This window comes from Halostella sp. PRR32, assembly GCF_034808085.1.
GTDB classification, from domain to species: Archaea; Halobacteriota; Halobacteria; order Halobacteriales; family Natronoarchaeaceae; genus Halostella; species Halostella pelagica.
In genome coordinates this window covers 224,887-247,363 of the sequence record NZ_JAXHGL010000003.1, presented here as the reverse complement: position 1 = coordinate 247,363, position 22,477 = coordinate 224,887, and the positions used below count along the sequence as shown (strand labels likewise).

At 65.7% G+C, this 22,477-nt stretch carries 24 protein-coding genes; 10 read left to right on the top strand and 14 right to left on the bottom strand.

What is annotated here, in order from left to right; all coding sequences use genetic code 11:
* Positions 1-39: 39 nt before the first annotated feature.
* Complete coding sequence (locus SM753_RS11150) at positions 40-882, bottom strand: YihY/virulence factor BrkB family protein (RefSeq protein WP_323191653.1); 843 nt, start codon at positions 880-882, stop codon at positions 40-42.
* A gap of 41 nt (positions 883-923) precedes the next feature.
* Positions 924-2,966, bottom strand: coding sequence for a helix-turn-helix domain-containing protein (locus SM753_RS11145; RefSeq protein ID WP_323191652.1), 2,043 nt, complete (start codon positions 2,964-2,966; stop codon positions 924-926).
* A 307-nt stretch (positions 2,967-3,273) separates the two neighbouring features.
* Between SM753_RS11145 and SM753_RS11140 the strand changes: the two genes are divergently transcribed.
* Positions 3,274-4,101, top strand: coding sequence for a hypothetical protein (locus SM753_RS11140; RefSeq protein ID WP_323191651.1), 828 nt, complete (start codon positions 3,274-3,276; stop codon positions 4,099-4,101).
* Here the strand turns inward: SM753_RS11140 and SM753_RS11135 are convergent.
* Both SM753_RS11135 and SM753_RS11130 read right to left on the bottom strand, forming a co-directional pair.
* Positions 4,098-5,156 carry a TrmB family transcriptional regulator sugar-binding domain-containing protein gene (locus SM753_RS11135; protein ID WP_323191650.1) on the bottom strand — a complete coding sequence of 353 codons (1,059 nt, stop codon included), beginning with the start codon at positions 5,154-5,156 and terminating at the stop codon, positions 4,098-4,100. The genes SM753_RS11140 and SM753_RS11135 overlap by 4 nt on opposite strands.
* A gap of 55 nt (positions 5,157-5,211) precedes the next feature.
* Complete coding sequence (locus SM753_RS11130; RefSeq protein ID WP_135533786.1) at positions 5,212-5,673, bottom strand: deoxyuridine 5'-triphosphate nucleotidohydrolase; 462 nt, start codon at positions 5,671-5,673, stop codon at positions 5,212-5,214.
* A gap of 181 nt (positions 5,674-5,854) precedes the next feature.
* Between SM753_RS11130 and SM753_RS11125 the strand changes: the two genes are divergently transcribed.
* Together SM753_RS11125 and SM753_RS11120 are read left to right on the top strand one after the other, a co-directional pair.
* Positions 5,855-7,828: an aconitate hydratase gene (locus SM753_RS11125; RefSeq protein ID WP_135533787.1), complete on the top strand. Its 1,974-nt coding sequence runs from the start codon at positions 5,855-5,857 to the stop codon at positions 7,826-7,828.
* A gap of 315 nt (positions 7,829-8,143) precedes the next feature.
* A complete protein-coding gene (locus SM753_RS11120) occupies positions 8,144-8,653 on the top strand; it encodes an N-acetyltransferase (RefSeq protein ID WP_323191649.1) in 510 nt (169 codons plus the stop codon).
* Between the two features lie 39 nt (positions 8,654-8,692).
* Here the strand turns inward: SM753_RS11120 and SM753_RS11115 are convergent, their stop codons facing one another.
* Positions 8,693-8,920 carry a hypothetical protein gene (locus tag SM753_RS11115; protein WP_135533789.1) on the bottom strand — a complete coding sequence of 76 codons (228 nt, stop codon included), beginning with the start codon at positions 8,918-8,920 and terminating at the stop codon, positions 8,693-8,695.
* A gap of 142 nt (positions 8,921-9,062) precedes the next feature.
* On the opposite strand from SM753_RS11115, the gene SM753_RS11110 reads away from it, so the two are divergent.
* The 4 genes from SM753_RS11110 (at position 9,063) to SM753_RS11095 (ending at position 11,231) form a co-directional block, all read left to right on the top strand.
* The gene (locus SM753_RS11110) at positions 9,063-9,485 is read left to right on the top strand and encodes a DUF5810 domain-containing protein (protein WP_323191648.1); all 423 of its coding nucleotides are present in this window, start codon (positions 9,063-9,065) and stop codon (positions 9,483-9,485) included.
* Between the two features lie 25 nt (positions 9,486-9,510).
* On the top strand, positions 9,511-9,924 hold the full coding sequence (locus SM753_RS11105) for a DUF5809 family protein (protein WP_323191647.1): 414 nt from the start codon (positions 9,511-9,513) through the stop codon (positions 9,922-9,924).
* A gap of 120 nt (positions 9,925-10,044) precedes the next feature.
* The gene (locus tag SM753_RS11100; RefSeq protein WP_323191646.1) at positions 10,045-10,626 is read left to right on the top strand and encodes an NUDIX hydrolase; all 582 of its coding nucleotides are present in this window, start codon (positions 10,045-10,047) and stop codon (positions 10,624-10,626) included.
* A 248-nt stretch (positions 10,627-10,874) separates the two neighbouring features.
* A complete protein-coding gene (locus SM753_RS11095) occupies positions 10,875-11,231 on the top strand; it encodes a rhodanese-like domain-containing protein (RefSeq protein WP_138796685.1) in 357 nt (118 codons plus the stop codon).
* Between the two features lie 51 nt (positions 11,232-11,282).
* Here the strand turns inward: SM753_RS11095 and yciH are convergent, their stop codons facing one another.
* The 5 genes from yciH to SM753_RS11070 form a co-directional block, all read right to left on the bottom strand.
* Entirely contained in the window at positions 11,283-11,576 is a 294-nt protein-coding gene (gene yciH / locus SM753_RS11090; protein WP_135533794.1) for a stress response translation initiation inhibitor YciH, read from the bottom strand.
* 66 nt (positions 11,577-11,642) lie between these two features.
* Entirely contained in the window at positions 11,643-13,934 is a 2,292-nt protein-coding gene (locus tag SM753_RS11085; RefSeq protein WP_323191645.1) for a transglutaminaseTgpA domain-containing protein, read from the bottom strand.
* Positions 13,931-14,965 (bottom strand): DUF58 domain-containing protein, encoded by a 1,035-nt coding sequence (locus SM753_RS11080; RefSeq protein ID WP_323191644.1) that lies wholly within the window; start codon positions 14,963-14,965, stop codon positions 13,931-13,933. The genes SM753_RS11085 and SM753_RS11080 overlap by 4 nt, the downstream gene beginning before the upstream one ends.
* Entirely contained in the window at positions 14,962-15,948 is a 987-nt protein-coding gene (locus SM753_RS11075; RefSeq protein ID WP_323191643.1) for an AAA family ATPase, read from the bottom strand. Before SM753_RS11075 ends, SM753_RS11080 begins: the two co-directional genes overlap by 4 nt.
* A gap of 164 nt (positions 15,949-16,112) precedes the next feature.
* Positions 16,113-16,403 (bottom strand): hypothetical protein, encoded by a 291-nt coding sequence (locus tag SM753_RS11070; RefSeq protein ID WP_323191642.1) that lies wholly within the window; start codon positions 16,401-16,403, stop codon positions 16,113-16,115.
* Positions 16,404-16,486: 83 nt separating this feature from the next.
* Between SM753_RS11070 and SM753_RS11065 the strand changes: the two genes are divergently transcribed.
* Positions 16,487-16,693 carry a hypothetical protein gene (locus SM753_RS11065; RefSeq protein ID WP_323191641.1) on the top strand — a complete coding sequence of 69 codons (207 nt, stop codon included), beginning with the start codon at positions 16,487-16,489 and terminating at the stop codon, positions 16,691-16,693.
* On the opposite strand, the gene SM753_RS11060 is transcribed toward SM753_RS11065, so the two are convergent.
* The 3 genes from SM753_RS11060 to SM753_RS11050 form a co-directional block, all read right to left on the bottom strand.
* Positions 16,650-17,630, bottom strand: a complete 981-nt coding sequence (locus SM753_RS11060) for a 5,10-methylenetetrahydromethanopterin reductase (protein WP_323191640.1) — start codon at positions 17,628-17,630, stop codon at positions 16,650-16,652. The genes SM753_RS11065 and SM753_RS11060 overlap by 44 nt on opposite strands.
* Before the next feature lie 20 nt (positions 17,631-17,650).
* Positions 17,651-18,409: a coenzyme F420-0:L-glutamate ligase gene (locus tag SM753_RS11055; RefSeq protein ID WP_323191639.1), complete on the bottom strand. Its 759-nt coding sequence runs from the start codon at positions 18,407-18,409 to the stop codon at positions 17,651-17,653.
* 82 nt (positions 18,410-18,491) lie between these two features.
* On the bottom strand, positions 18,492-19,010 hold the full coding sequence (locus SM753_RS11050; protein ID WP_323191638.1) for a metallophosphoesterase family protein: 519 nt from the start codon (positions 19,008-19,010) through the stop codon (positions 18,492-18,494).
* Positions 19,011-19,069: 59 nt separating this feature from the next.
* Here SM753_RS11050 and SM753_RS11045 point away from each other — a divergent pair, with 59 nt between their 5' ends.
* Both SM753_RS11045 and ddh read left to right on the top strand, forming a co-directional pair.
* The gene (locus SM753_RS11045) at positions 19,070-20,461 is read left to right on the top strand and encodes an initiation factor 2B (RefSeq protein ID WP_323191637.1); all 1,392 of its coding nucleotides are present in this window, start codon (positions 19,070-19,072) and stop codon (positions 20,459-20,461) included.
* A 186-nt stretch (positions 20,462-20,647) separates the two neighbouring features.
* Positions 20,648-21,580, top strand: a complete 933-nt coding sequence (gene ddh, locus SM753_RS11040; protein ID WP_323191636.1) for a D-2-hydroxyacid dehydrogenase — start codon at positions 20,648-20,650, stop codon at positions 21,578-21,580.
* A gap of 214 nt (positions 21,581-21,794) precedes the next feature.
* On the opposite strand, the gene engB is transcribed toward ddh, so the two are convergent.
* On the bottom strand, positions 21,795-22,412 hold the full coding sequence (gene engB / locus SM753_RS11035; protein WP_135533805.1) for a GTP-binding protein EngB: 618 nt from the start codon (positions 22,410-22,412) through the stop codon (positions 21,795-21,797).
* Between the last annotated feature and the right edge of the window lie 65 nt (positions 22,413-22,477).

Sequence of the window (22,477 nt, the reverse complement as noted above, 5' to 3'; positions counted from 1 at the left end):
TTTGTCGGTATCGCCGAGTATGGTAATGGATTCGATACGTTACGGGACGATATCTCGGACGTCGGCGTTCGCGATGTCCTCGGTGTCGACAGTCTCGTCGACGCGGCCGGCGAGAACGACGTTGACGGCGGCCCCGATCATCAGTACGAGGCCGCCGAAGTACAGCCACGTCAACAGGAGGAGGACGGCACCGATCGTACCGTACACCTCGTACGTACTCGCCGCGGCGGCGTACACCTGGAAGAGCGCCTCTAACAGCGCCCATCCGACGGATGCGACGACGGTTCCCGGAAGCACCTCTCGCACGGTCACGTCGGCGTCAGGAAAGACGTAGTACATGGGGAGGAAAGCGAGCGAGAGTCCGACAACGAGGACTAGCGGACTCAGAAACCCGACGTACGGAACCGCCGGGAACAGCGCGAACGCCGCGCCCGCGACACCCGCGGCGAGGATGGCGAAAAGCACCGCGAACAGCACGACGAAGCCGTCCCGCAACTGGTCGAGCAGCGTCGACTCCGCCTCCGACGCGTACAGTTCGGCGAACGCCGTATCGAGTCCTCGAAATATCTTCAGCGTCCCCCACAACAGTGTCACGACGCTGATAGCAGAGAGGCCCGCCTGCCCGGTCCTGTCGGTCAGCGCGCTCGCCAGTAACAGTTGCGCGTTCGGCGTCAGATACCGCTCGGTCAGTTCGACGACGTAGAGTGCCAGCGGGTCGTTACCGACGGCCGCGACGACGAGAAACAGAATGAGAAGGAGCGGCAGCAACGAGACGAACGCGTTGTACGCGATGCTCCCGGCCATGAACGTGATGTTCTTCCGGCGAACGACTCTGACGACGGCGACGACGACCGCCAGCACACGCCGGACCCGGTCCCACATGACGTCCAGTACGACCAGCAGCGACAAAAGGGGCGACCCGGTCAGTCCGCGCTACCAGGCTGGCGCGGCGAATCAACGTCGGCCGCGGGCGACTGGATGACGGGGGCTACGTCGGATGCGAGGCGGTTGACAACGGCCCGGCCGTCCCGTTCTCTGGCGACCAGTCCGTCCTCGTCGAGGCGCTTGAGGTGATGGGTGACCGTACTCGGGTCCCGGTCGAGTTCCTCCGCGAGCGTCGACACCGTCGCGGGACCGGTGTGTGCGAGCGTCTCCAACACCGACGCGGCGGCGTCGTCGGCCATCGCGGCGGCGAGTTCCCGCTCGGTCGAGTCAGCCGGGAAGTAGCGACGCTTGCCCCGGTTTTTGACGCTCGACACCAGCCCCTCGCCCTCCAGCACGCGGAGGTGATACCGCGCCGTCGACAGCGATACGTCGGTGCGCTCACACAGCGCCGAGAGGTGCGTCCCCGGCGCTTCGACGATAGTCTCGTGAAGGCGGCCGCGAGCGTCGTGGTCCAGCGGGTCCGAATCGTCGTACTTGCTGTACAGGCCCGCCATGCCGCGGACGGCCCAGTGTTGCTCCGGCGCGAGCGTCGTCGTGGCCGTCGACGTCGTCGAGAGATGGACCACCGCACTGTTACCGTGTCGAACCGCCGCCCCGACAGCGATCACACCGGCCCCGTAGCCGGCCGGAGCGGGCTCGTCCGAGGGCGAGGACGGCTTCGGGGTGTCGGAGTTCGCCGACGAGGATCCGTTCGTGGAGTTCTCGTCGTCAGTTTCGGTCTCCGCGGAGTCCGCGTCCGTCGTATCGTCTGTCGATTCGCCGTCAGAAGCAACGTCGTCCGACACCGCGACTCCTCCGGGTATCTCGTCGACGGTGTCGTTCGCGTCGGACGAACCCGTTTCGTTCTCAGTATGTCCTGACTCGTCAGGCACGGCGTCGTCCGTTTCGTTCTTCGGGTTCGGGGGTGTCGGGGCGTCGTCCGAAGGCGGGTCGTCGTCTGACGGTGTATCGTCTTCCGACGGCGTGCTGTTCTGCGGCACATCGTCGTCCTGAGTGGCGTTGTCGTCGGACGGCGCATTGTTGTCCGGCGTCGAGTTGTCGTTCGGCGTCGGGGTATCGTCCGGCGGCGTCGAGTTAGCGTGATCCGGCGGAGCGTCGTCAGTCTGACCGGGCGGTGACGTATCGCCGGCGGGAGTCTCTCCGCTCTGTCCCGGCGGTGTACCGTTACTGGCTGGAGTCTCGCCAGCGTGGCCGGGCGGCGACGTATTACCGGTCGGAGTTTCCCCGCTCTGTCCCTGCGGAGTCGTATCGTCGGCAGGTGTCTCCCCACTCTGTCCCGGTGAAGACGTGTTTTCTCCGCTCTGTCCCGGCGGTGTACCGTTACTGGCCGGAGAATCACCAGCGTGGCCGGGCGGTGACGTCTCGCCGGCGGATGTCTCCCCGCTCTGACCCGGCGAAGATGTGTCTTCTTCCTTGTTTTCTCCGCTCTGTCCCGGCGGAGACGAATTGGTCGTCGATTCGCCGCTCTGTCCGGGTGCTGGCTCGTTCGTTCCGGACTGTCCCTGTTGCTCCGGCGCATCCCCGGACGAACCGGGAGAGCTTCCGGATTCTCCGCTGCGAGCGTTGGACCCGTTAGTTTCGCCAGTGGAGTTCTCGTCTGTACCGGCGGCGGTCGAGTGGCCCGGTGTCCCGTTACTGGCTTCCGGAGCGGTGTCGTTCCCGGTCGATTCCGAACTGCCCCCGGTTTGGTTGCCCGCGGAACCAGTGTCTCGCGGTGAACTAGAATCGTCGGCCGGGCCGGCAGAACCGTTCGCGTCCGGCGAAGCGTTCTCTGCCGGGTTTCCAGTAGCGTTTGCCGTGCCGTTCGCAGGAGTCTCATTCGGCGGACCGCCGCCATTGTCGTTCGGCGGACCGCCGCCGTTTTCGTCTGGTGGACCACCGCCGTTTTCCTCCGGCGGACCGCCACCTCCTTCGCCCGGAGCGGCCGCTGCCGCGGCCGGAGTCACACACAGCAACACGACGACCACGATGACGAGAACCGCACTCACCCTGGCCGTCGCCGACCCGTCGTCCGTTTGCACGGTGTTAGTCCGTTTGTCGAGGGACAAATATGTTGTGGTGACTGACGTTTGAGGGTTTCGCACAGAAACCAGAGGGGTCTGACGAGCCCGGTCGTTTCGCTGTGACAGTCGCACCCGACGGTAATTGGTATGGGTGAGAACGAGAAACGACGCGAACGTGGCTCTTGTTTGGACTTTCAGTCGTGTCGAGTGGACAGTACGTACTGAGAGATTCCTGAGAAACAGGACGGTTCCAGGGACCGTGGAGTGGCTTCAAACGCCCGAGTGAGGAAATTTTAAGCGTTCTGGCCGAGAATAATCAGAGGGAATGGAACTTAGAAAACGAGTAGCGCTCGTCGCCCTTTTGGTCCTCCTCGTCACCGGTGCGGGATGCATCGGACAGGGTGCTAGCGACAGCGTCGCGGACACCACGACCCCAGCCGAAGAGTATGACAACGCGACGGCCGTCCAGCAGGCCGCCGCCGAGGCGATGGCCGGCGTCGACACCTACACCTTCTCGATGGAGATGACGATGGAGGCCGATAACATCACGATGGCATCACAGAGCAACGGTAGTGCCGACATCGAGCAACAACGACTCCGACAGAACCAGTCGGTAGTGATGACGAGTGCACAGGGTCAGAACATCACACTGAACAGTTCCTCGTATCTCATCGGTGACACCATGTACATATCCACCGAGGGCCAGTCGTGGGAGACGAGGAATCTCTCGGAGATGGCGGGCCCGATGGACGCCGATACTATGTGGAACCAGAGCTCGCAGGTGCGTCAGCAGCGGCAACTTCTGAACGCATCGGACGTGAGTTTCGGAGACGAGAAGACGACGACGATAGACGGGCAGGAAGTGTACGTCATCGTCCTCGACATCGACGGCGAGGCACTGATGAACGCGACGATGCAGGAGATGGATAGCCAGATGCAACAGCAGATGAGCCGGTCCGGGATCCAGTACGACAACATCTCCGCGACCCAGTACGTCGCGACAGACAGCATGCGTATCGTCAAGACTGAGATGACCGTCGATATGACTATGGACGGCCGCACGATGCACCAGGAGATGGTTATGACGTTCGACAACTTCAACGAGAACGTGACTATCGAACCGCCGGTCGAGACGAACGAGTCGTCAGTCTAGCTGGCCCCATTTTTTCGAGTGTCGCCCTGTGAGAGGACGGTTTCCGCCGCCTGATACTCCTCGACGAACGCGTTGTGTCCGCCGACCGTAACTCGCCCCGACGGAGTTTCGACCACTATCGTGTTCTCTATCGGGAACCTGCTCGTCGTCCGTTCGGCCAGACCCTGTCGCACGTCGACGATACGGCCGTCTATGGTTTCTCCGTCTCTCGTTTCGATGCGAGCGTCGATAGGTCCGCCGTCACGGAGATGGAGCGCCGCATCGAGGACTGCGTGCCAGAACATCGAGTACGTCCGAGGGAGTTCCGACGGTTCAGCGACCCACGTTTCGTCCGAGATCTGCCAGTAGTTTCCGAGAATAGAACTGGAGAGGACCGGGACTAACTGGTCCTGTACGAGGGATATAGCGCCGTTATCTGTCTGTTCTCCCGATATCAGTTCGCTCGGCATGAACAGAGCGGACTGCTGGTCGACCGTAAGCAGCATCGGTGCCATCTCGCTCCAGACGCGAACGACGTTGCCGATCCCGTCGAACGCAGTCTCGTCGACCGAATCGTCAACGCCAGTGACGAGCACCAGCGTCAGAACGCCGCGGTCGACCGCCGCCAGCAGGTCGTCGCGCACCTTCGGTACGACCGACGCGGGAAGCGAGAGAGTCAGCACCTCCGTAGCGCCGTCGATCAGAACGACGGTTCGGTTGTAGGCCGTCGAGCGTGATTTGATGACCTGAACGTCCTGTTGCAGTTCTGTCGGAGCGTTGAATCGGTCCTCGAGTTCGGATTCGATGCGCTCTAGGTCCTCGCGGAGAGCGGCTACCACTTCGGACGGCGGTCTGGCGACGATCGTCGACGGTGTAACGTGGTCGTTGGCCTCGACGAAGCCGCGGTCTTCGAACCGTTCGACCACGTTGTACACGTACCGGTTCGAAACGTCTGCGTCCTCCGCTATCGTGCTCGCCTTCGCCGATCCGTGTTCGAGGATAGTCAGATACGTCTCGATCTCCGTTTCGGAGAAACCGAACCGTCGAAGGTGATCAATGAGCGTCCTCTCTTTCATCAACATTCATGTTATACTCCCGTCCTCAAGAAACCTATTAACTAGAACACATATATTAGCGGTTCTCGCCTTGATACGAACCGTCGTAGGTGTGTTCGTGGTTCGCCCGTGCGAACACGATCTGTGCGACCCGAGCGTCCCGTTCGAGGGCGATCTCGTGGTGGACCTGGAGCAGTCCTTCGCCGCGGCCCTCGTAGCCGGCGTCCCACACCGCAGTGTTCAGCATACAGGAGTTACGCAACAGCGACGACCGCGGATAGATAAATCCGACGTGGTCTGACGGTATTTTGACCGTCTCCCCGTAGCGGAGAACGTAACCTCCCGGCGAGAGAACGAACGCGTCGCCGGCAGGGTCCACGTCTTCGCGGTCACCCACAGTCTTGCCATCTCGGCCGATGCGGCCGGGTTCGACCTGTTCGAACACCGCATCGACCGTCAGGTCTACGCCGTTTGGCTGTATCTGTTCGTCGTCGACGGGACCGATATGCTCAGCGACGAAGGCACCGGAACGGAACATAGAGAGAACACGGTCAGGAGAGACACAAAACGGTCACGGATTTACCCCGAGCCAAAGTGATCGGACGTAATATTTGAATCGCCCCTTTCGAGAAAATTGCCTCCTCACGGCGGATCCTACACGGATGAATGCACGGAAACTCGCGGGATTTATATCCGTGGAAGGATGATATTCGGCCGCTATGGGACAAACCCTTACAGAGAAAATTCTCGATGACCACCTCGTCGAGGGCGAGCTGACGCCCGGCGAGGAGATCGGCATCGAGATCGACCAGGTCCTCACGCAGGACACGACGGGGACGATGGTGTGGCTGCAGTTCGAAGCGATGGGGCTGGACGAGGTCCAGACCGAGATCGCAGCGCAGTACTGCGATCACCAGACGTACCAGTTCGACTTCAAGAACACGGACGACCACCGCTTCCTTCGCTCTGCCGCCGGCACCTACGGCGCTCACTTCTCCCGACCCGGTAACGGTATCTGCCACCAGGTGCACAAGGAGAACTTCGCCGCGCCCGGCAAGACGATGCTCGGGAGCGACTCTCACACCCCGACGCCCGGCGGCCTGGGCGAACTCGCCATCGGGAGCGGCGGCATCGACGTCGCCGTCGCAATGGGCGGGGCACCGTACTACATCGAGATGCCCGAGGTCGTCAACGTCCGCCTCGAAGGCGAACTGCCCGAGTGGGCGACCGCCAAAGACGTCATCCTCGAACTCCTCCGTCGCCTCTCCGTGAAAGGCGGCGTCGGCAAGGTGCTGGAGTACACCGGCCCCGGCGTCGAGACGCTCACCGTTCCAGAGCGTACCACCATCACCAACATGGGGACGGAACTCGGCGCGACCACCTCGATCTTCCCGACCGACGAGAAGACCGAGGAGTTCCTCGGCATCCTCGGCCGCGAAGACGAGTACGTCGAGATCGGCCCCGACGAGGACGCCGACTACGCCGACGAGATCGTCGTCGACCTCTCGGACCTCGAACCGCTCATCGCGACGCCGTCGATGCCCGACAACGTCGTCCCCGTCCGCGAGGTCGAGGGCGAAGAGGTCGAGCAGGTCATCATCGGCTCCTGTACGAACGGCGGCTACGAGGACATCCTCCCCTCCGCGAAGATGCTGGAGGGCCGCGAAACCGCAAAGCACACCGAGATGATCGTCGCGCCCGGTAGCAAGCAGGCATCCGAGATGCTCGCTCGCGAGGGCTGGACGGCCGAGATGATGGCCGCCGGCGTCAACTTCTCCGAGGCGACCTGCGGTGCCTGTATCGGCATCGGTCACGTCCCCGCCAGCGACTCCGTCTCGCTGCGGACGTTCAACCGCAACTTCGAGGGTCGCTCCGGCATCGAGGACGACTCCGTTTACCTCTGCTCGCCCGAGGTCGCCACCGCCGCGGCGATCAAAGGCGAGATCGTCGACCCGCGCGACCTGGCCGACGAACTCGGCGACCTCGAGGACCCCGGCTTCGAGATGGGCGACAAGTACGGCAAGAGCGACGCCGACCTCATCAGCCCCGACGAGGCCATCGACGACGAGCTCATCAAGGGCCCGAACATCGGCGACGTGCCGCTGAAGGACCCGCTCAGCGAGAACCTCAAGGGCGAGGCCCTCCTGAAGATGGAGGACAACATCACGACGGACCACATCATTCCGGCCACGTCGGACATCCTCAAGTTCCGTTCGAACGTGCCGAAGCTCTCCGAGTACACGCTCAGCCGCGTCGACGAGACGTTCGCTGACCGCGCGCTGGAGGCTGACGGCGGCTTCCTCGTCGCCGGCGAGAACTACGGACAGGGCTCCTCGCGCGAACACGCGGCGCTGTGTCCGATGTACCTCGGCGTTGAAGGCGTCCTCGCACAGAGCTTCGCCCGGATCCACAAGGCGAACCTCTTCAACTTCGGTCTCATTCCCCTGGAGATCGACGCGGACGACTACGAGCAGATCGAGCAGGGCGACGACATCGAGATCGTCGACGACGTCCGCGAGGCCGTCGACAGCGGCCAGGAGGAGTTCACGGTTCGCGTGAACGACGACTGGGAGGCCACCGCACGTCTCGACGCCTCCGAGCGCGAGCGTGCTATCCTCTCGGCCGGCGGCAAGCTGGCCTGGACGAAAGAGCAGGCGGAAGGCGGAAGCGGTGCGGCTCCTGCCGACGACTAAACGGTTGCGAGTGCCCGCAAGGGCCGAGCGGCCGTAGTCTCGGCAGGACAACGGCGGACGACTGATCGGGTACGAGTGCCCGCAAGGGCCGAGTACCTGCCATGTCTGTGGTCGGCGGTTTTTTCTACACGCTGTCAAACAGGTGGGTGACTCGATAGTCTCGCGAGGACCTCGAACGCGGACTGCAGCCGACTGGTCATCGCACTCCCGGATCGCTCGCACAGGTGCGCCGCTGTATACCGAAGACGCCGGCATCGCACGCACCCCCACCGAAATGCCGAGGGACTAATTACGGACGGTCACGTACGGCGAGCCGTGACGACCGTCCCCGACGACCAGGACAACGTCAGCATCCGCGAGGCGGAACACGCGGACCTGCTCGCCGTCGTACGGATAGAGAAGGCGTCGTTCTCGAAGCCGTGGCCGTACGACGCGTTCGCTCGCTATCTCGACGCGCCGGGGTTTCTCGTCGCGACCGACCGGACGGCCGACAACGGCGACGGTGACACCGTGATAGACACCGGCGAGGTCATCGGCTTCGTCGTCGCCGACTTCGTTCCGAACCACGGCCGAGGGCTGGGCCACGTCAAAGACCTGGCTGTCCATCCCGACAGGCGGGGCGAGGGCGTCGGCGAGACGCTTCTGACAGCGGCGCTGCGGACGCTCGCCGGTCAGTCCGCGGAAACGGTCAAGCTGGAGGTGCGAGAGACCAACGACCGCGCCCGGGAACTGTACGAGAAGTTCGGGTTCGAGCCGCTGCGGCGCGTGCCACGGTACTACGACGACGGCGAGGACGCATTGATCCTCGTCCGCGAACTCTCCTAGGGGTTCGACGGCACTGTCCGGGAGGGGCAACCGGCGGTGTCAACTCCGACCGGCAGTGTCGGCTCTCTCCAGAAGGGAGAGACATTTCTCGCACGGCCTGAGGTCCCGCTTTTCGGCCACGTCTCGCGGGAAGACTTCGTGTGCGTCGCCCCCGAAAAACTGGTCTTCCTTGACCGCCCCACAGAGGCTCTGGTCGTTTTCCTCGTCTACGATGTGATAACAGCCCGTGTTCCCCGACTCGGCTTCCCGAGTAGTGACGACACGCATGGGTCGCCCGAGACGTACAACACCGGTCCGGAAAAACGTAACACGTGTGCGCTGAAGACGCTGAGAGTACTGAAAGCGTCCAGCGGCCTTCCGTCGTCGACTACCCGAACCCGTTTTGCCGCTGGAGGCGCTGCGTCCGACTATGGGATACGCCTGTCCGGTCTGCGAGACGCCTCAGGCAGACGCCGAACACCTCGCGAATCACCTCGCGTTCACCGCCATGCTCGGCCGCGAGGACCACGAGACGTGGCTGGACGACCACGCGCCGGGGTGGGACGAGGACGACCCGGAGACGCTCGGCGACCGCGTCGCGGAACACGCCGAAACGGCGGAGTACAACGAGGTGTTCGAGGACACGACACATGACCACGATCACGGGGGCGCGACCTTCGAGGAGGAACTGGAACGGCAGGTCGGCGGCGGGCGGAGCGGAGCGGGTCGCGGCGACCTGACCGGCGACGCACAGGAGGCCCTCGCCGAGGCACGGGCGATGACGGAGCGCATGTATTCAGAGGAGGACGCGGACGGCGAAACCAGCAACGACGACGGCGAAGGAAAGGAGTAACTACGACCCCGAGAGAGTCGCAGATATGCAAACTACCGGGTTTCTCTCGCCGAAGAGCGAAAACGAGGTCGACCAGTTGAGCGACGTTCTCGGGCCGACGGCACAGGTGTTGGTCAAAGAGGTGGCGAAAGCAATGGAGTTCGACGCGGCCGAGTACGACGAGCGAGTGACGACCGACGTGGTTCAGACCGCACGTGACGCGCTGTTCGCGTCGCTACTGAAGGTACACGTCGGTTCGCGCGCGGAGTTCGACGAGTGGGCCGAGTCGTTCGACGGCGAGGTGGTGGAAACGGGAAGCGACAACGTCGACAACGTCGCGTGGCACGCCGCCGAGTTCGCGGACATGGCCGTCGCCGCGACGTTCCAGAACGAGGAGCAAGCCGCCGTCGCGACCCTGCGGCGACAAGCGTTCGGCCGCATCTACGCCGAGTGGCTCTGAAACCGACGGCCGTGCGTCAGTGAAGGCTCCGGCGAGTGCGTCCCCGCGAAACAGCTGAAACGGTCACATGCGTCAGTACGAGGGCGAAACTACCTTTTCCGTCCGCGGCCAGACACGACCATGGACGACCACGACTGGCCCGTCATCGAGTCGCGCGTCGAGTACGAGACGCCGTGGTACACCGGTGGATACGACCTCGTCGAGCAACCCGACGGGACCGAGAAACGCTACTACTGGGCCGAGCTACCGCCCGCTGTGGTCGTCGTCGCGGTGACCGACGGGGATGTCGTGTTCGTCGACCAGTACCGACCGACCGTCCGGGAGACGCAACTCGAACTGCCGGCGGGGATCGTCGAGGCCCACACCGACGGCGACGCACACGCCGACGGGACCGTTCCCCGCGAGAACGGAGAGAGCTACGAGAGCGCGGCCGCCCGTGAACTCCGCGAAGAGACCGGATACGCCGCCGACGAGACGACGCTACTACAGCGCTACGACGTCGCGACCGGCATACTACGACACGAACGAGGCATCGTCTTCGCAGACGGACTCACCGAGGTCGGCCGAGAACTCGACGAGAGCGAGTTCCTCTCGGTTGAGCGCGTCCCGGTCGACCAGGCGCTCGCTGTCGCGCGGACGCTGCCGACGAACGATGCGACTGTCGAAGGGCTGTTACTCGCAAAAGAAGACGGGTTACTCTAGAGGCCAGTGGAAGGCCGGAACGTCTCGGTCCTCTTCGTAGTCTTTCGGTTCGGTAGCTATGAAAGGGTGAAGCAGCGCCAGACGTGAATCGGTTTGTTTCGTTGCCATGGTGATCCTAGCTAGCCGCCAGAGCCTATTTGAGCGTTTCGAACGGTACGAGGCCTGTACCGCCGGAAATTCGCGTTAGAGAGTACCACACGAGGGGCGATATCGGTGGTCTTATTCACGGCGCTCGCAGACGGGCGAACATGGACGGCGAGATCTCTCCCGACGAGGTACAGACGCTGCTCTCCGACGACGCCGATGTCACGGTCGTCGACATCCGCTCGCCGGCGGGGTTCCGGCGGGGCCACATCCCGGGAAGCGTCAACGTCCCGTTCCAGCGACTCCCGAACGAGGTGAACCGACTGGCCGATGCCGAACGCATCGTAACGGTCTGTCCCCACGGGAAGTCGAGCGTTCAGGCCGCCCGCCTGGTCGCATCACACGAGGGGGTCGACGCGACATCCGTCGAAAGCATGGCTGGTGGCCTCGACGCGTGGGAGTACGAACTCGACGAAAAAACGAATGGAGACGAAACCGAGGGGCCCGACGCGCCGTTCTAATACTACGTCGTTCTGGATGAACAGGCTCGCAGGCCGATCACCGAAGGAGTGTCAGGCCACGTTGAAACCGCGGTCGCGGAGGAAATCCCCCACGCGACCCGAGTGGTTCCCCTGCAGTTCTATCTGCCCGTCCTCAACCGTCCCACCGCAGGCAAACTTCGATTTGAGGTCGGACGATAAGCTGTCCAGGTCCACGTCCTTGGGGTCGAATCCTTCGATGATCGTTACCTCCTTACCGTATCTGCGCTCGTCAATGCGGATGGAGATCTGCTGAGACTCTTTGGCTACGTCCTCGCAGACGCAGAGCTCCTCAGGCAGCCCGCACGTCGAGCAGACTTCCGACATTACGTTTTCACGTACGAAATCGCCCTATTAAACACTGTCGGGAACTCGTCCCTCGACGGAAACCGCTCACGAGCGGACGTACTTGCCGACGACGCGTGTTCGCTCCCTGACCAGACTGTCGACCAACCGGATCGCCGTCTCGGCCTCGTCTCGTGGGACGCCGTCGGCGTACCGGGCGCGCTCGTGGATCCGGACGACTCGCTCGGCGCGGTCGTCCAGACCGGCGAGCGAGAGCGCATCGATATACTCCCGTCGCGTCTCCCCGGGTCGGCGGGGCCGATACTCGTCGGCGAGTAGCGCGTCGAGCCGTTCGACTGCGCGTTCGACATCTTCCTCGGGAGTACCCCGAGACCCCTGCCAGTAGAGGCGGACGACGCCGTACGCCTTCTCGGTCAGCCCCGTTCGGTGCGCTCCGGCGACGATACCGAGACCGAGAAACAGGCTCCACGCCATCGTTTCCGGGGGCGGCAGTTCCGGGACCGGCGACCCGTCGTCGTCATCGTCGCTCGCGGACGGGTCGGCGGTCGTCGACTCGCTCGACGAGGCGTCTGTGCGGTTTACCGAGTCGCCGGTCGTTCCGTCGATGCCGCCGAGTTGCGGCAGGTTTTCGTCCCGGGCCGAGTCCGGAGAGACGGCGTACCGCGACCGGTTCGCGCGTTCGATCGACGAGGCGGTACTGGGGGCATCTGTAGTGGTCGTCTGCCGGAGCGGTTCGCCCTGGCTCTGTTCGGTGTCGACGCCGTCGGCGTCGTTCTCGCGGGCCTCCTGGACCGTGTCGCGTTCGGCATCCGAGCGCTCGGCGCTCGGCGTCGGGTCGAACCGGACCCACCCGTGGTCGGGGAAGTACACCTCGACCCAGGCGTGAGCGTCGACGCCGCGGACGACGTACGTGTCGTCGTCGACCTGCTGACCCGGCGTGTATCCGGTTACCATCCGCGCGGGGATACCCTCCTCGCGAAGCATCACCGTCATCGTCGTCGCGTAGTAGGTACAGTACCCTTCGTCCATCTCGAAGAGGAACTTGTCGGCGATGTTACCGTCCGGCCGCTCGATTTCGAGCGAGTACTCGTTGTTCCGTTCCAGATACCGCTCGATAGCGATGGCCTTGTCGTACGGGTTGTCGAGTCCCTCGACAATCTCCGACGTTCGATCTCCGACGCGGTCGGGCGTGTCGTCCGGGAGTTGGGTGTAATCACGACTTGAGATCCGGTTGGGGTAGTCAGTGCCGGCGTTTCGGAGTTCGCCCGGCGTCGCAGTGACCACCTCGCTTTGCACCATGTAGGAGTCTCCCGGAGAGAGCGGCGAGTTGGTCATGAGGCCGCCCTGAGCGGTGACTCTCGCGGGGGGTCTCGCATTGCCGCGGAGCGAGACAGGTTCGGCCGCCGCCGGTATCGCCCGCATCGCCGTCTTGACCTCGACGCGCTGTTCGACGGTGACGGATTCACCGGGCGGCCCGCTGAGTTGGCCGTCCAGGTCGGCCGACGTTCCGGACCGGATCCACTCCCGACCGGTGAAGCGGTCGTACGTGGCGACGCGCCAGTACTCGGAGCGGTCGCTCTCGACGGTGAATCTGACCTCGGTCGACAGTTCCGTTTCACCCTGGATAGTCATGCGGTCCGTGGACTCGGCGAGGCCGCCAGCGCCGCCGCCGCCACCGGGAACGAGAAAGAGCGGCTTGTTTCCGTCCCCGCCGACGGCTGGGAGCCACAGCGACGAGACGGCCATGAGAACGACCAGAACGATAAGTACGTCCGCCTGGATCAACGTCCCGCCGCGGCGTTCGAGTTCGCCGAACCCGACGACGGCGACGGCTCCGACGACGCCCACGAGCGTCGGTATCGTCCCGGCGTCGCCGGTCAGCACCAGAACGAGCAACGCGATTCCGCCCGCCGTCACGGAGAGGACGTACCGACGGCGGGCGAGGAGAAACCACGAGAGAAAGACCGGGGCCGGCGCGAACCCGAGCGACCAGACGTGCGCTTTCGTCATGCGGAGGATAGAGTATCCCGTCAGCATCGCTATCGCGTCGGAGACGATGCGGTCCGTCGCCGTGATCAGTACGTCGAGTCCACCGGGCGTCACGACGAGGTAGTACGCGTACCCGCCGGCCGCCAGTCCAGCACCGAGTAACACCGCGGTGCGCTCGCCGACGACCCGGGAGAGCGCGACGCCGCTGACCAGCGACGCCACCACGACCGGGAAGAGCAGTCCACTGTCGCCGACGACCGTCGCCAGGTCGTGGAGGACAACGACGTACGACGCAGTCAGCGCGAGAAGCCCGCCGACTGCGACCGCACGGTACACGCCCCCGCTCGTTGATGTTGTCGTCATCCTATCGCGGATAGTCCGGGCGCTCACGGCGACACCTCCTGTCGCGGTGTTCGAGTCCGCGCGGCCGACGGCGTCGCGTTTCCGGACACCACCGCGAGGTCGTCGAACGGAACGCTCCGGCCGTCGGCCTCGACAGTGACCTCTCCCTCCTCCGGGGCGGTGATGACGACATCGGCGGGAGTGCGTCGCTCCGGCGGGACGACGCCGGCACCCGTCCGTGCGAGCAGCGAAAGCACCGCCTCTCGTTGGGCCCGGCCGATGCCCCCATCCACCGACCCGTCGGGAGCGTCGAGCGCGACCGGGACGCCCGCGTCGAGGAGCGCGAGCGAGACACTCGCCGCCGCGGTCGCCATCGCACTGGCGTGGTCGTGGACGGCGTCTGCCGCCTCCGCGACCACGTGGACCGTGTCCGGTCGGTCGTTTCCGTGGTACTCCCTGACGAGCAGGTCCACGTCGGGGCGCTTGGCGCTGGATTTCCAGTGAACGTCGCGCAGCGAGTCCCCGCGAGCGTACTCCCGAACGGAGTCGAACTCGTCGCGGTTTAAGCCGGCGTCGTCAGTGTCGAACAGGAACCCCTCGCCCCCGACCTCGAACACCTCCGGATACGCGAGTATCGTATCGGTTTCCCGGTACTGGAAGGTCCGCTCGACGAGTCCGAGCACGTCGGTGACGGTGACGGTCGCAGGGCCGAGACGTTGCGGGCCTCGGCGCGTCAGCGTCACGTCGTAGGAGACGTCTGTCGCCCCGAGCGTCGTCTCCTGGCTGGTCTCCGGTGCCCAGATGCCGTCGTCGACCGCGTCCGTGACCACGCCGGAGATCGGCGTTCCGGCGTCGATATCGAGGGCCACGGTGTGCGTTTCGTCGACGAATCCGTCGGACGGTGCGTCGCGTTCGAACGACGGGCGGTCGACGCGTCGAACCTGGATGGCCGCGCCGGCCAGAGCGACTAGAGCGGGGACCATGACGGCGTTGAGCGAGCGCGCGCCGTAGGCTATCGCCATCCAGAGGGCGACGACCACGAGACCGAGCAGTCCCCGGCCGCGTCGTGTGAGGTTCATTCGACCGAGACGTTGTCGAGTGCTTCCGAGACGATACGTCCGCCGTCGCGAGCGGTTCCGCCTTCCGTCCGAACGCGGTGGGCGAGCACCGAGGGGGCCTCGGCCTGAACGTCGTCCGGAATGACGTAATCACGCCCGCCGAGTACGGCCCGGGCCTGAGCGGCGCGAAGCAGCGCGATGGTTCCGCGGGGGCTCACGCCCAGTGCCGCATTCTCGCGGGTGTAGCCGGCGAGGCGGCTTCCGTACTCCCGGATCGGGCCGTTGACCGTCACTCCCGACACCGTCGCCCGCGCACGGCGGACCGTCTGGACATCGGTGACGGCCGACAGGTCGTCGATGGGGTGGCCGCCGACGACGCGGTCTAACATCGTCGTCTCCTCCTCGTGGTCGGGGTAGCCGAGGTTTATCTTCTTCATGAAGCGGTCGACTTCGGCCAGCGGGAGTTCGTAAGTGCGGTTTTGCTCGACGGTGTTTTGCGTGGCGACGACGGTAAACGGGTCCGGGAGCGGTCGTGTCACCCCGTCGACGGTCACCTGCCCCTCCTCCATCGCCTCCAGCAGCGCGCTCTGGGTCTTCGGCGGCGCGCGGTTTATCTCGTCGGTGAGAACGAGGTTAGCGAACACCGGTCCGCGCTGGAACTCGAACTCGCGCGTTTTCTGGTTGAACACGTTGACGCCGGTAACGTCGGAGGGGAGGAGATCGGGCGTGAACTGGACCCGGTTGAACGAGCAGTCGATCGACCGAGAGAGCGCCCGAGCGAGCATCGTCTTGCCGACGCCGGGGACGTCCTCCACGAGTACGTGGCCGTCGGCGAGAACGGCGGTGAGGACGTGTTCGATCTCCTCGTGATGGCCGACGATCACCTCCTCGACGTTGTCGATCACGGCGTTACTCGCTCGCGCCGCGTCGTCGACCGAGAGCGGGTCGAGGTCCTCGTCCCGGTTCCGCTGGGCCGTCGTCTCAGGTCCATTTGCGTCGGTCATGCGTTGAGAGCGGGGACGGTCGAGACGGGCGCAACCTCCCGTACGCTCGCCCCGACCGCCGCCTGTGTGTGGGCATCACTAACGGGCCGAGGCATGTAACGTTGCCGTTCCTGGCGATTAATAATGTAGTAAAAGGGCGACACGACATCGCGGGTCCCCGGCCGTCACCAGTCCTTGCAGGCGGGACAGACGAACCGCTCGCCGTCGTGCCACCGCCGCTCGGCGACCGCTCCGCAGTCAGGACACTCGGCACCGTTCGGCGACCAGCGGTACGTCGCAGTCGCCGGGTCTCGTGACCGGGCAGTCGAGGCGGTCGCGTCAGCGGTGGCTTCGTCGTCGGTCGAATCAGCGGTGGCGTCGTCAATAGCTTTGTCGGTGGCGGGATTCGAACCGTCGTCTGGGGTGTCCGAACCCGAACCGTCGTCGAAATCGTTCAGGGACGCGTCCTCTGGCACGGGTCGCCGTACGAAGCGGGTGTTCATAGGACTGTGGGATCGGGAGACGAACGACACAAATACCAGGACTCCGAACGGCCGGTATGGTCTCGATTATCGAGAACGTCACCGAGATGGTCGATCTCTTCGGGAACGTCGCGACGTTCGGTCCGGCATCCGCCGTGTTGCTCGCTGTCGGCGCGCTCCTGATTATCGGGTCGAGCGCCGTTCTGGGCTACCTCGCGGTCGGCGCGTTCGTCGACCTCCTCATTCCCGAGTCGCTCGGTCGATCGCCGCCCCAGCAAGGCTGACTGCGGTGTCTAGGTCCGGGCCGAGCGGGGCGCTCGCGACGATACTGTCCGCGTACTCTGCGATATCCGATAGCCGCTCGGCCACCGTTTCCTCCGTACCGGCGACGGCGAAGGCGTCGATCATCTCCGGCGTCACGGCGGCGAAGGCGTCCGAGAACTCCCCGGCCTCGATGAACTCGCCGATCTCCGCGGCCAGGTCGTCGTCGACGCCGTGGCGGTCGAGCACCGGCGGCGCGGCCCCGCCGACGATGAAGGCGACGGGCGGCCGCGCCGCCTCGCGTGCGGCGTCGGCGTCCGCTGCGACGCTGACGCTTACGTGTGCGCCCACGTCGAACTCGCCGCGGTCGTCCGGCCGCTCCGCGAGACCCTCCGCGACGCGCTCCGATGCCCACTCGAAATCGGCGGGGTGTGAGGCGTTCAACAGGACGCCTTCGGCGTGTTTCGCGCTCATACGAATCATGTGCGGTCCCTGCGCCCCGACGTACACCGGTATCGCTTCCGCGTCGTAGTTCAGCGAGGCGTCGCGAGCAGTGAACGTCCCGTCGTGAGACACCGTCTGCCCGTCCCAGAGGTCTCTGGCGACCGTAAACGCCTCCAGCACGCGCCGCAGTGCGTCGTCGTGGTCGTATCCGAGGTTGGCTATCGTCGAGCGGTCGCCGGCCGCGATGCCGTAGAGCGCGCGGCCGTCGCTCACCTCGTCGAGCGTGGCCATCTGCGAGGCCAGTTTGACCGGGTGGACGTCGTACGGGTTCGCGGCCGCCGGGCCGAGACGGACCCCGTCGGTGGCGTCCGCTATCCGCGTCAGCGTCACGAGCGGGTCCCGGTTGTTGTAATGACAACTCGCCAGCACGGCGTCGAAACCGGCCGCTTCGGCGCGCTCCGCGAGGTCGACGGTTCGATTTATCGGATGTTCCGGCGTGAGTTCGATCCCTTTCATAGTTTGCTCTCGCGACCCGGTCATCCCTCGTACTCCCACGCGGCCAGCGCCTGCCTGACGAGGTCGCTCTCGTGGTCGCGGAACAGTTCGTCGCTCCCGCCGTGGTCGCCGAACTCCCAGTCGCGGACGACCGCGACCGGCGTTCCGCCGCCGCCCTCGCCGGTGACGAGGTTCGCCGCCGCCGAGAGTTCGTCGACGACGCTCTCGACCGTTGCTTCGAGTTCGTGACCGTCGCGGTCGACCTCGCCCCGCCAGTCTCGGCTCGCCGGCATCCCCGCCCAGCCGATGGCGACGCCGCGCTGGCCGTTCCGGAACGGCCGTCCGCTCGTGTCCGTTACGACGACTGACGCGTCGACGGAGAGGTTCTCCCGGATCCGCTCGGCGCTTTCGGTCGGGGCCTCCGGCAGGAGCAACAGGTCGTTGCCCGGTACGTTCGACCGGTCGATGCCGGCGTTGACGCCGACGTGTCCGAACCGCGTTTTCGCGAGGAGAAACGGCGACTCCAGCAGCAGTTCGTCGCTCTCCTCCAGAACTGCCTGCGCGAACCGGGGGTCTTTCTCCTCGTCGGTGAGATCACCGATCCGCTCGGCGATGGCTTCCGCGCGCTCGCTCGGCGGGAACGCCGAGAGGTCGGCGGCACGGTCCTCGGCTTTCGAGACTATCGTACTGGCTACCAGTACGATGTCGTCGTCCCGGATGTCCGTCCGGTCCTCGATGAGAGTCGCGACGTCGTCGCCCGGGCGCACTTCTGGGAGACCCGGGACAGCGAACACTTCCATGCGCGGAAATCGGCGCGACGTGATAAAAAGCGCGCGGATGGGGGCAGGTTCCCCCGGCGATAGTGACAGACGCCCCCCGCCATCACTTCTCTCGCACCGTCACGTCCACGTTGCCGTCCGCCACCTCGGCCGTCATCACGGTCGCCTCGTCAGCCGGGTCCGCCCCCGTCGCGCTACCGGGGTTGAGCAAGCGGACAGGCCCGCCCTCCGGGGGGTCGACGGGTTCGTCCATCAGCTCGTGCGTGTGCCCGGCGACGCCGACGACGGGCCCCGCGACGTTCGCCGCCTCGTCCGCCACGATGCCGGCGACGCGTTCGCGGTAGTTCCGCATCGCGCCGGTGCCGTGGACGACGACGAACGTGACGCCCCCGAGTTCGACCGCGGCCGTCTCCGGTAGGTCCAGGTCGACGGGGTCCATGTTGCCGCGGACGGCGGTGAGGTCGGCGGCGAGGTCGCGGAACTCGTCGTACGCATCGACCGCGTCGAAGTCGCCGGCGTGGATGACGTGGTCCGCCTCGCGGACACGGTCTTCGACCCACTCCGGCACCTCGTCGGCGCGGGTCGGTACGTGGGTGTCGCTGACGATAGCAACGGTCGGCATATCCGGTCTTTCGGCCCGCACCCCGAAAGAAGTTCCCGGTGGAGCGAGTACGCCGCGATATGACAGAGTACGTCGCGTGTTTCGTCCGGAGGGGAAGCGAGATTCTGCTCGGACGGCGGACCGACAGCGGCGCGACCGGAGCCGGAAGAGCCGGGGGCACAGGAGACGGAGAGGGCACGGAGAAGGTTGAGGACGCAAGAGAGGGAGAGGGCACAGAAGACGGAGGAAACGCCGCGGGGCAACAGGGCTCGGAGCACGGTGCGGGCGATGTCTGGGACATCGTTCACGAAACGGCCGGCGCAGACCCGGAAACCACGGCCGTCGACGCCGTCGAACGGATCGCCGACGCGACGCTCGTCCGGACTGGACAACCGGTTTATCCCGACGACGACACCGCAGTCCACCCGTTCCTGTTCGACGTGAGCGTCCCGCTACTGGAAGAGGACGCGAGCGAGCGTTCGGCCGACAGCGAATCGTCCCTCGGCGGGACGGCCGCCAGCGACGCGTTCGAGGGGACGGAGTGGGCCGCGCCGACGGAACTGCTCCGCCGGGAGACGCCGCCCGGCCGCTGGCGCGCCTACGAGGTCGTCGCACCGACGGTTCGCTCGGTCGCGGCGGACGACGAACACGGGTCCGCGTACATCTCACTGCGGGGGCTGGAAGTGCTTCGCGACCGGGCGGCGATAGTCGCCGACGAGGGCGAGGGCGGCTCCGGCGAACTCGTCGACCTCGCGGCGCGACTTCGCCGCGCCCGCCCGAGCATGGCGGCGCTGCACAACCGCGTTAACCGCGCTATCGCCGAGAGCGACGGGACGCCCGAAGGGATCGAGGCGGCCGCCACCGAGGGGATAGACCGCGCGCTCCGCGCCGACGCGGACGCCGCGAGCGGGGCCGCCCAGCGCGCGGACGGCGCGGCGGTGTTGACGCTCTCGCGCTCTCGCACCGTCCTGTCGGCGCTCCGCGAGGCCGACGCGCGGGCGCTGTTCGTCGCGGAGTCCCGGCCCGGAAACGAGGGCGTCGGCATGGCCGAGTCGCTGGCGGAGAGTTGCCCCGTGACGCTGCACACCGACGCCGCGATAGCGCACGTACTACGTGAGGAGCCTGTCGACGCCGTTCTCGTCGGTGCCGACACGGTGCGCCCGGACGGGGGCGTGGTGAACAAGACGGGAACGCGAGTCGCGGCGCTTGCCGCCGACCGCGAGGGCGTGCCGTTTCTCGCCGTCGCCGCCAGCGACAAGGTGGCGACGGCGGAGACGGTCCCGCTGGAATCGGGCGACCGGGCCGCGGTGTACGACGGCGACGCGCCGCTCGACGTGCGAAATCCGACGTTCGACGTGACGCCACCGGACCTGGTCGACGGCGTCGTAACCGAACGCGGCACGCTGACGCCAGACGAGGTGGGCGAGGTGGCCGACGAACTCCGCGACCTGGCGGCGCGAGCGCAAGAGTGAAACTCGTCGACCGGCTACTGACCGCCGGCGGCAGTGACGAGGGTTACCCCCACCGAGCCCCTTGTGACGAGGCCTTTTCCCGAGCCGCCGTTCCTCGCCCTCTGAGCGGCGGCTCCGCGTCTCCCGGCTGAAGCGATCAGCCGCGTCGCCGCAAGATTGAACGGCGCTTTCCGCGAACACCGACGCATGCAACTCCGTCGACTGGGCATCAACGAGACCGTGAGCGTCATTTTCCCGCCTGAGCGGTTGGCAGACGCACTCGCCGACATCGACGCCGAGGTGGCCGTCGTCGGCGACGACCGCGAGGAACTCGCCGAGTGCGACGGCGTCGTCACGTTCGCGCACCGCGACGCCTACCTCGACACCGTCGACTGGGTGCATTCGGTACAGGCGGGAATCGACCGCTTCCCGCTGGAGGAGTTCGAGGCGCGCGGCATCGCTCTGACCAACAGCACGGGCATTCACGGCGACGCCGTCGGCGAGACGGTGACGGGCTACGTGCTGATGTTCGCCCGTCAGCTACACGACTACGTCGCACAGCAGGAACGCACGGAGTGGCGACATCCGGACTGGGACGGCCCGTTCACCGTCCGCGGCGAGTCGCTCTGCGTCGTCGGCCTCGGGACGCTCGGCCGCGGCATCGCCGAACGCGCGGACGCTCTGGGGATGGAGGTCACCGGCGTCAAGCGAACGCCGGAGGACGTGCCGGGCGTCTCCCACGTCCGACCGGCCGACGAGTTACGCGAGGCGATCGCTGACGCGACGTTCGTCGCCCTCGCGGTCCCGCTGAACGACGAAACCGAGGGGCTGATCGGCCCCGACGAACTCGACGCGATGCGGGACGACGCGTACCTGATCAACGTCGCGCGCGGCGGGGTCGTCCGTCAGAACGCGCTCGTGGAAGCGCTCCGCGAGGACCGCCTCGCCGGTGCCGCGCTGGACGTGTTCGAGACGGAACCCCTCCCGGAGCGCTCGCCGCTGTGGGAGATGGACGACGTCATCGTCACGCCCCACGCCGCCGCCCAGACCCGCGACTACTTCCGCAATATCGCCGAACTGGTCCGGGAGAACGTCGGCCGGATCGGGGCCGGCGAGGAGTTCCACAACCGCGTCGTTTAGCGCGCTGCGGCCGGGTTGGCGTGTGTCGGCCGGGCTGGATTGCGGCGGCCGGGCTGGACCGCTCCGCGACGCGGGGCGTGTCCAGGTACGGGGGAGGGCAGGGTGTCGAGCTAGCGATAGATCCGCGAGCGCCGTCAGGCGCGAGCGGGGTTTTTTGGCCGAGCTTTTTTGCGTGAGAGGTGGCCGAAGGCCACCCGAACGGAAAAAAGGTCGCTCAGAAGAACTTGAACAGGTCGTCCCGCTCCTGCTCGTGGAGGTGGTGGCGGATCGCCTCCTCCAGCGGTTCGATGCTTCCGGTCTTTGCGGTGATCGGGGCGACCGTCTCCTGCCACTGCTGCCACGGCGGGTAGAGACCGAAGCGGTCGCAGATCTCGTCGAGTCGCTCGTCCTCGTCGTCGACCTTGTCCATCTTGTTGACGGCGATGACCGTCGGTATCCCGAGGTCCTGAAAGAAGTAGTACATATCGAGCACGTAGGGGACGTCGTCCTCACCTGAGTGACGGTCGATGATGTCGACGGCGCTCTTGCCGTCGAGGACTATCACGGCGACGAGAACGTTGTCGGCGCGGTCCTCGATGTACTCCACGATGCCGTCTTTGATCGCCTCCCGGTGGTCCTCGTCGACGCCGGACATGAAGCCGAATCCGGGGAGGTCAGTCAGGACGAAGTCCTCGGGAGCCCAGTCGTAGTGATTGGGCGAACGGGTGACGCCGGGTTTCTGGCCGGTGTCGAACGTGTGGCCCGTCAACTCGCGCATCAACGTCGACTTGCCGACGTTCGACCGGCCGGCGAACACGACTTCGGCGTCACGGTCCGGTCGGTCATCAAACATGGCCGTAGGTAGCGCGCGCTGGCGGTTAAGACTGCTGTCTCGGTCATCTCCCTTCCCGGGATTAT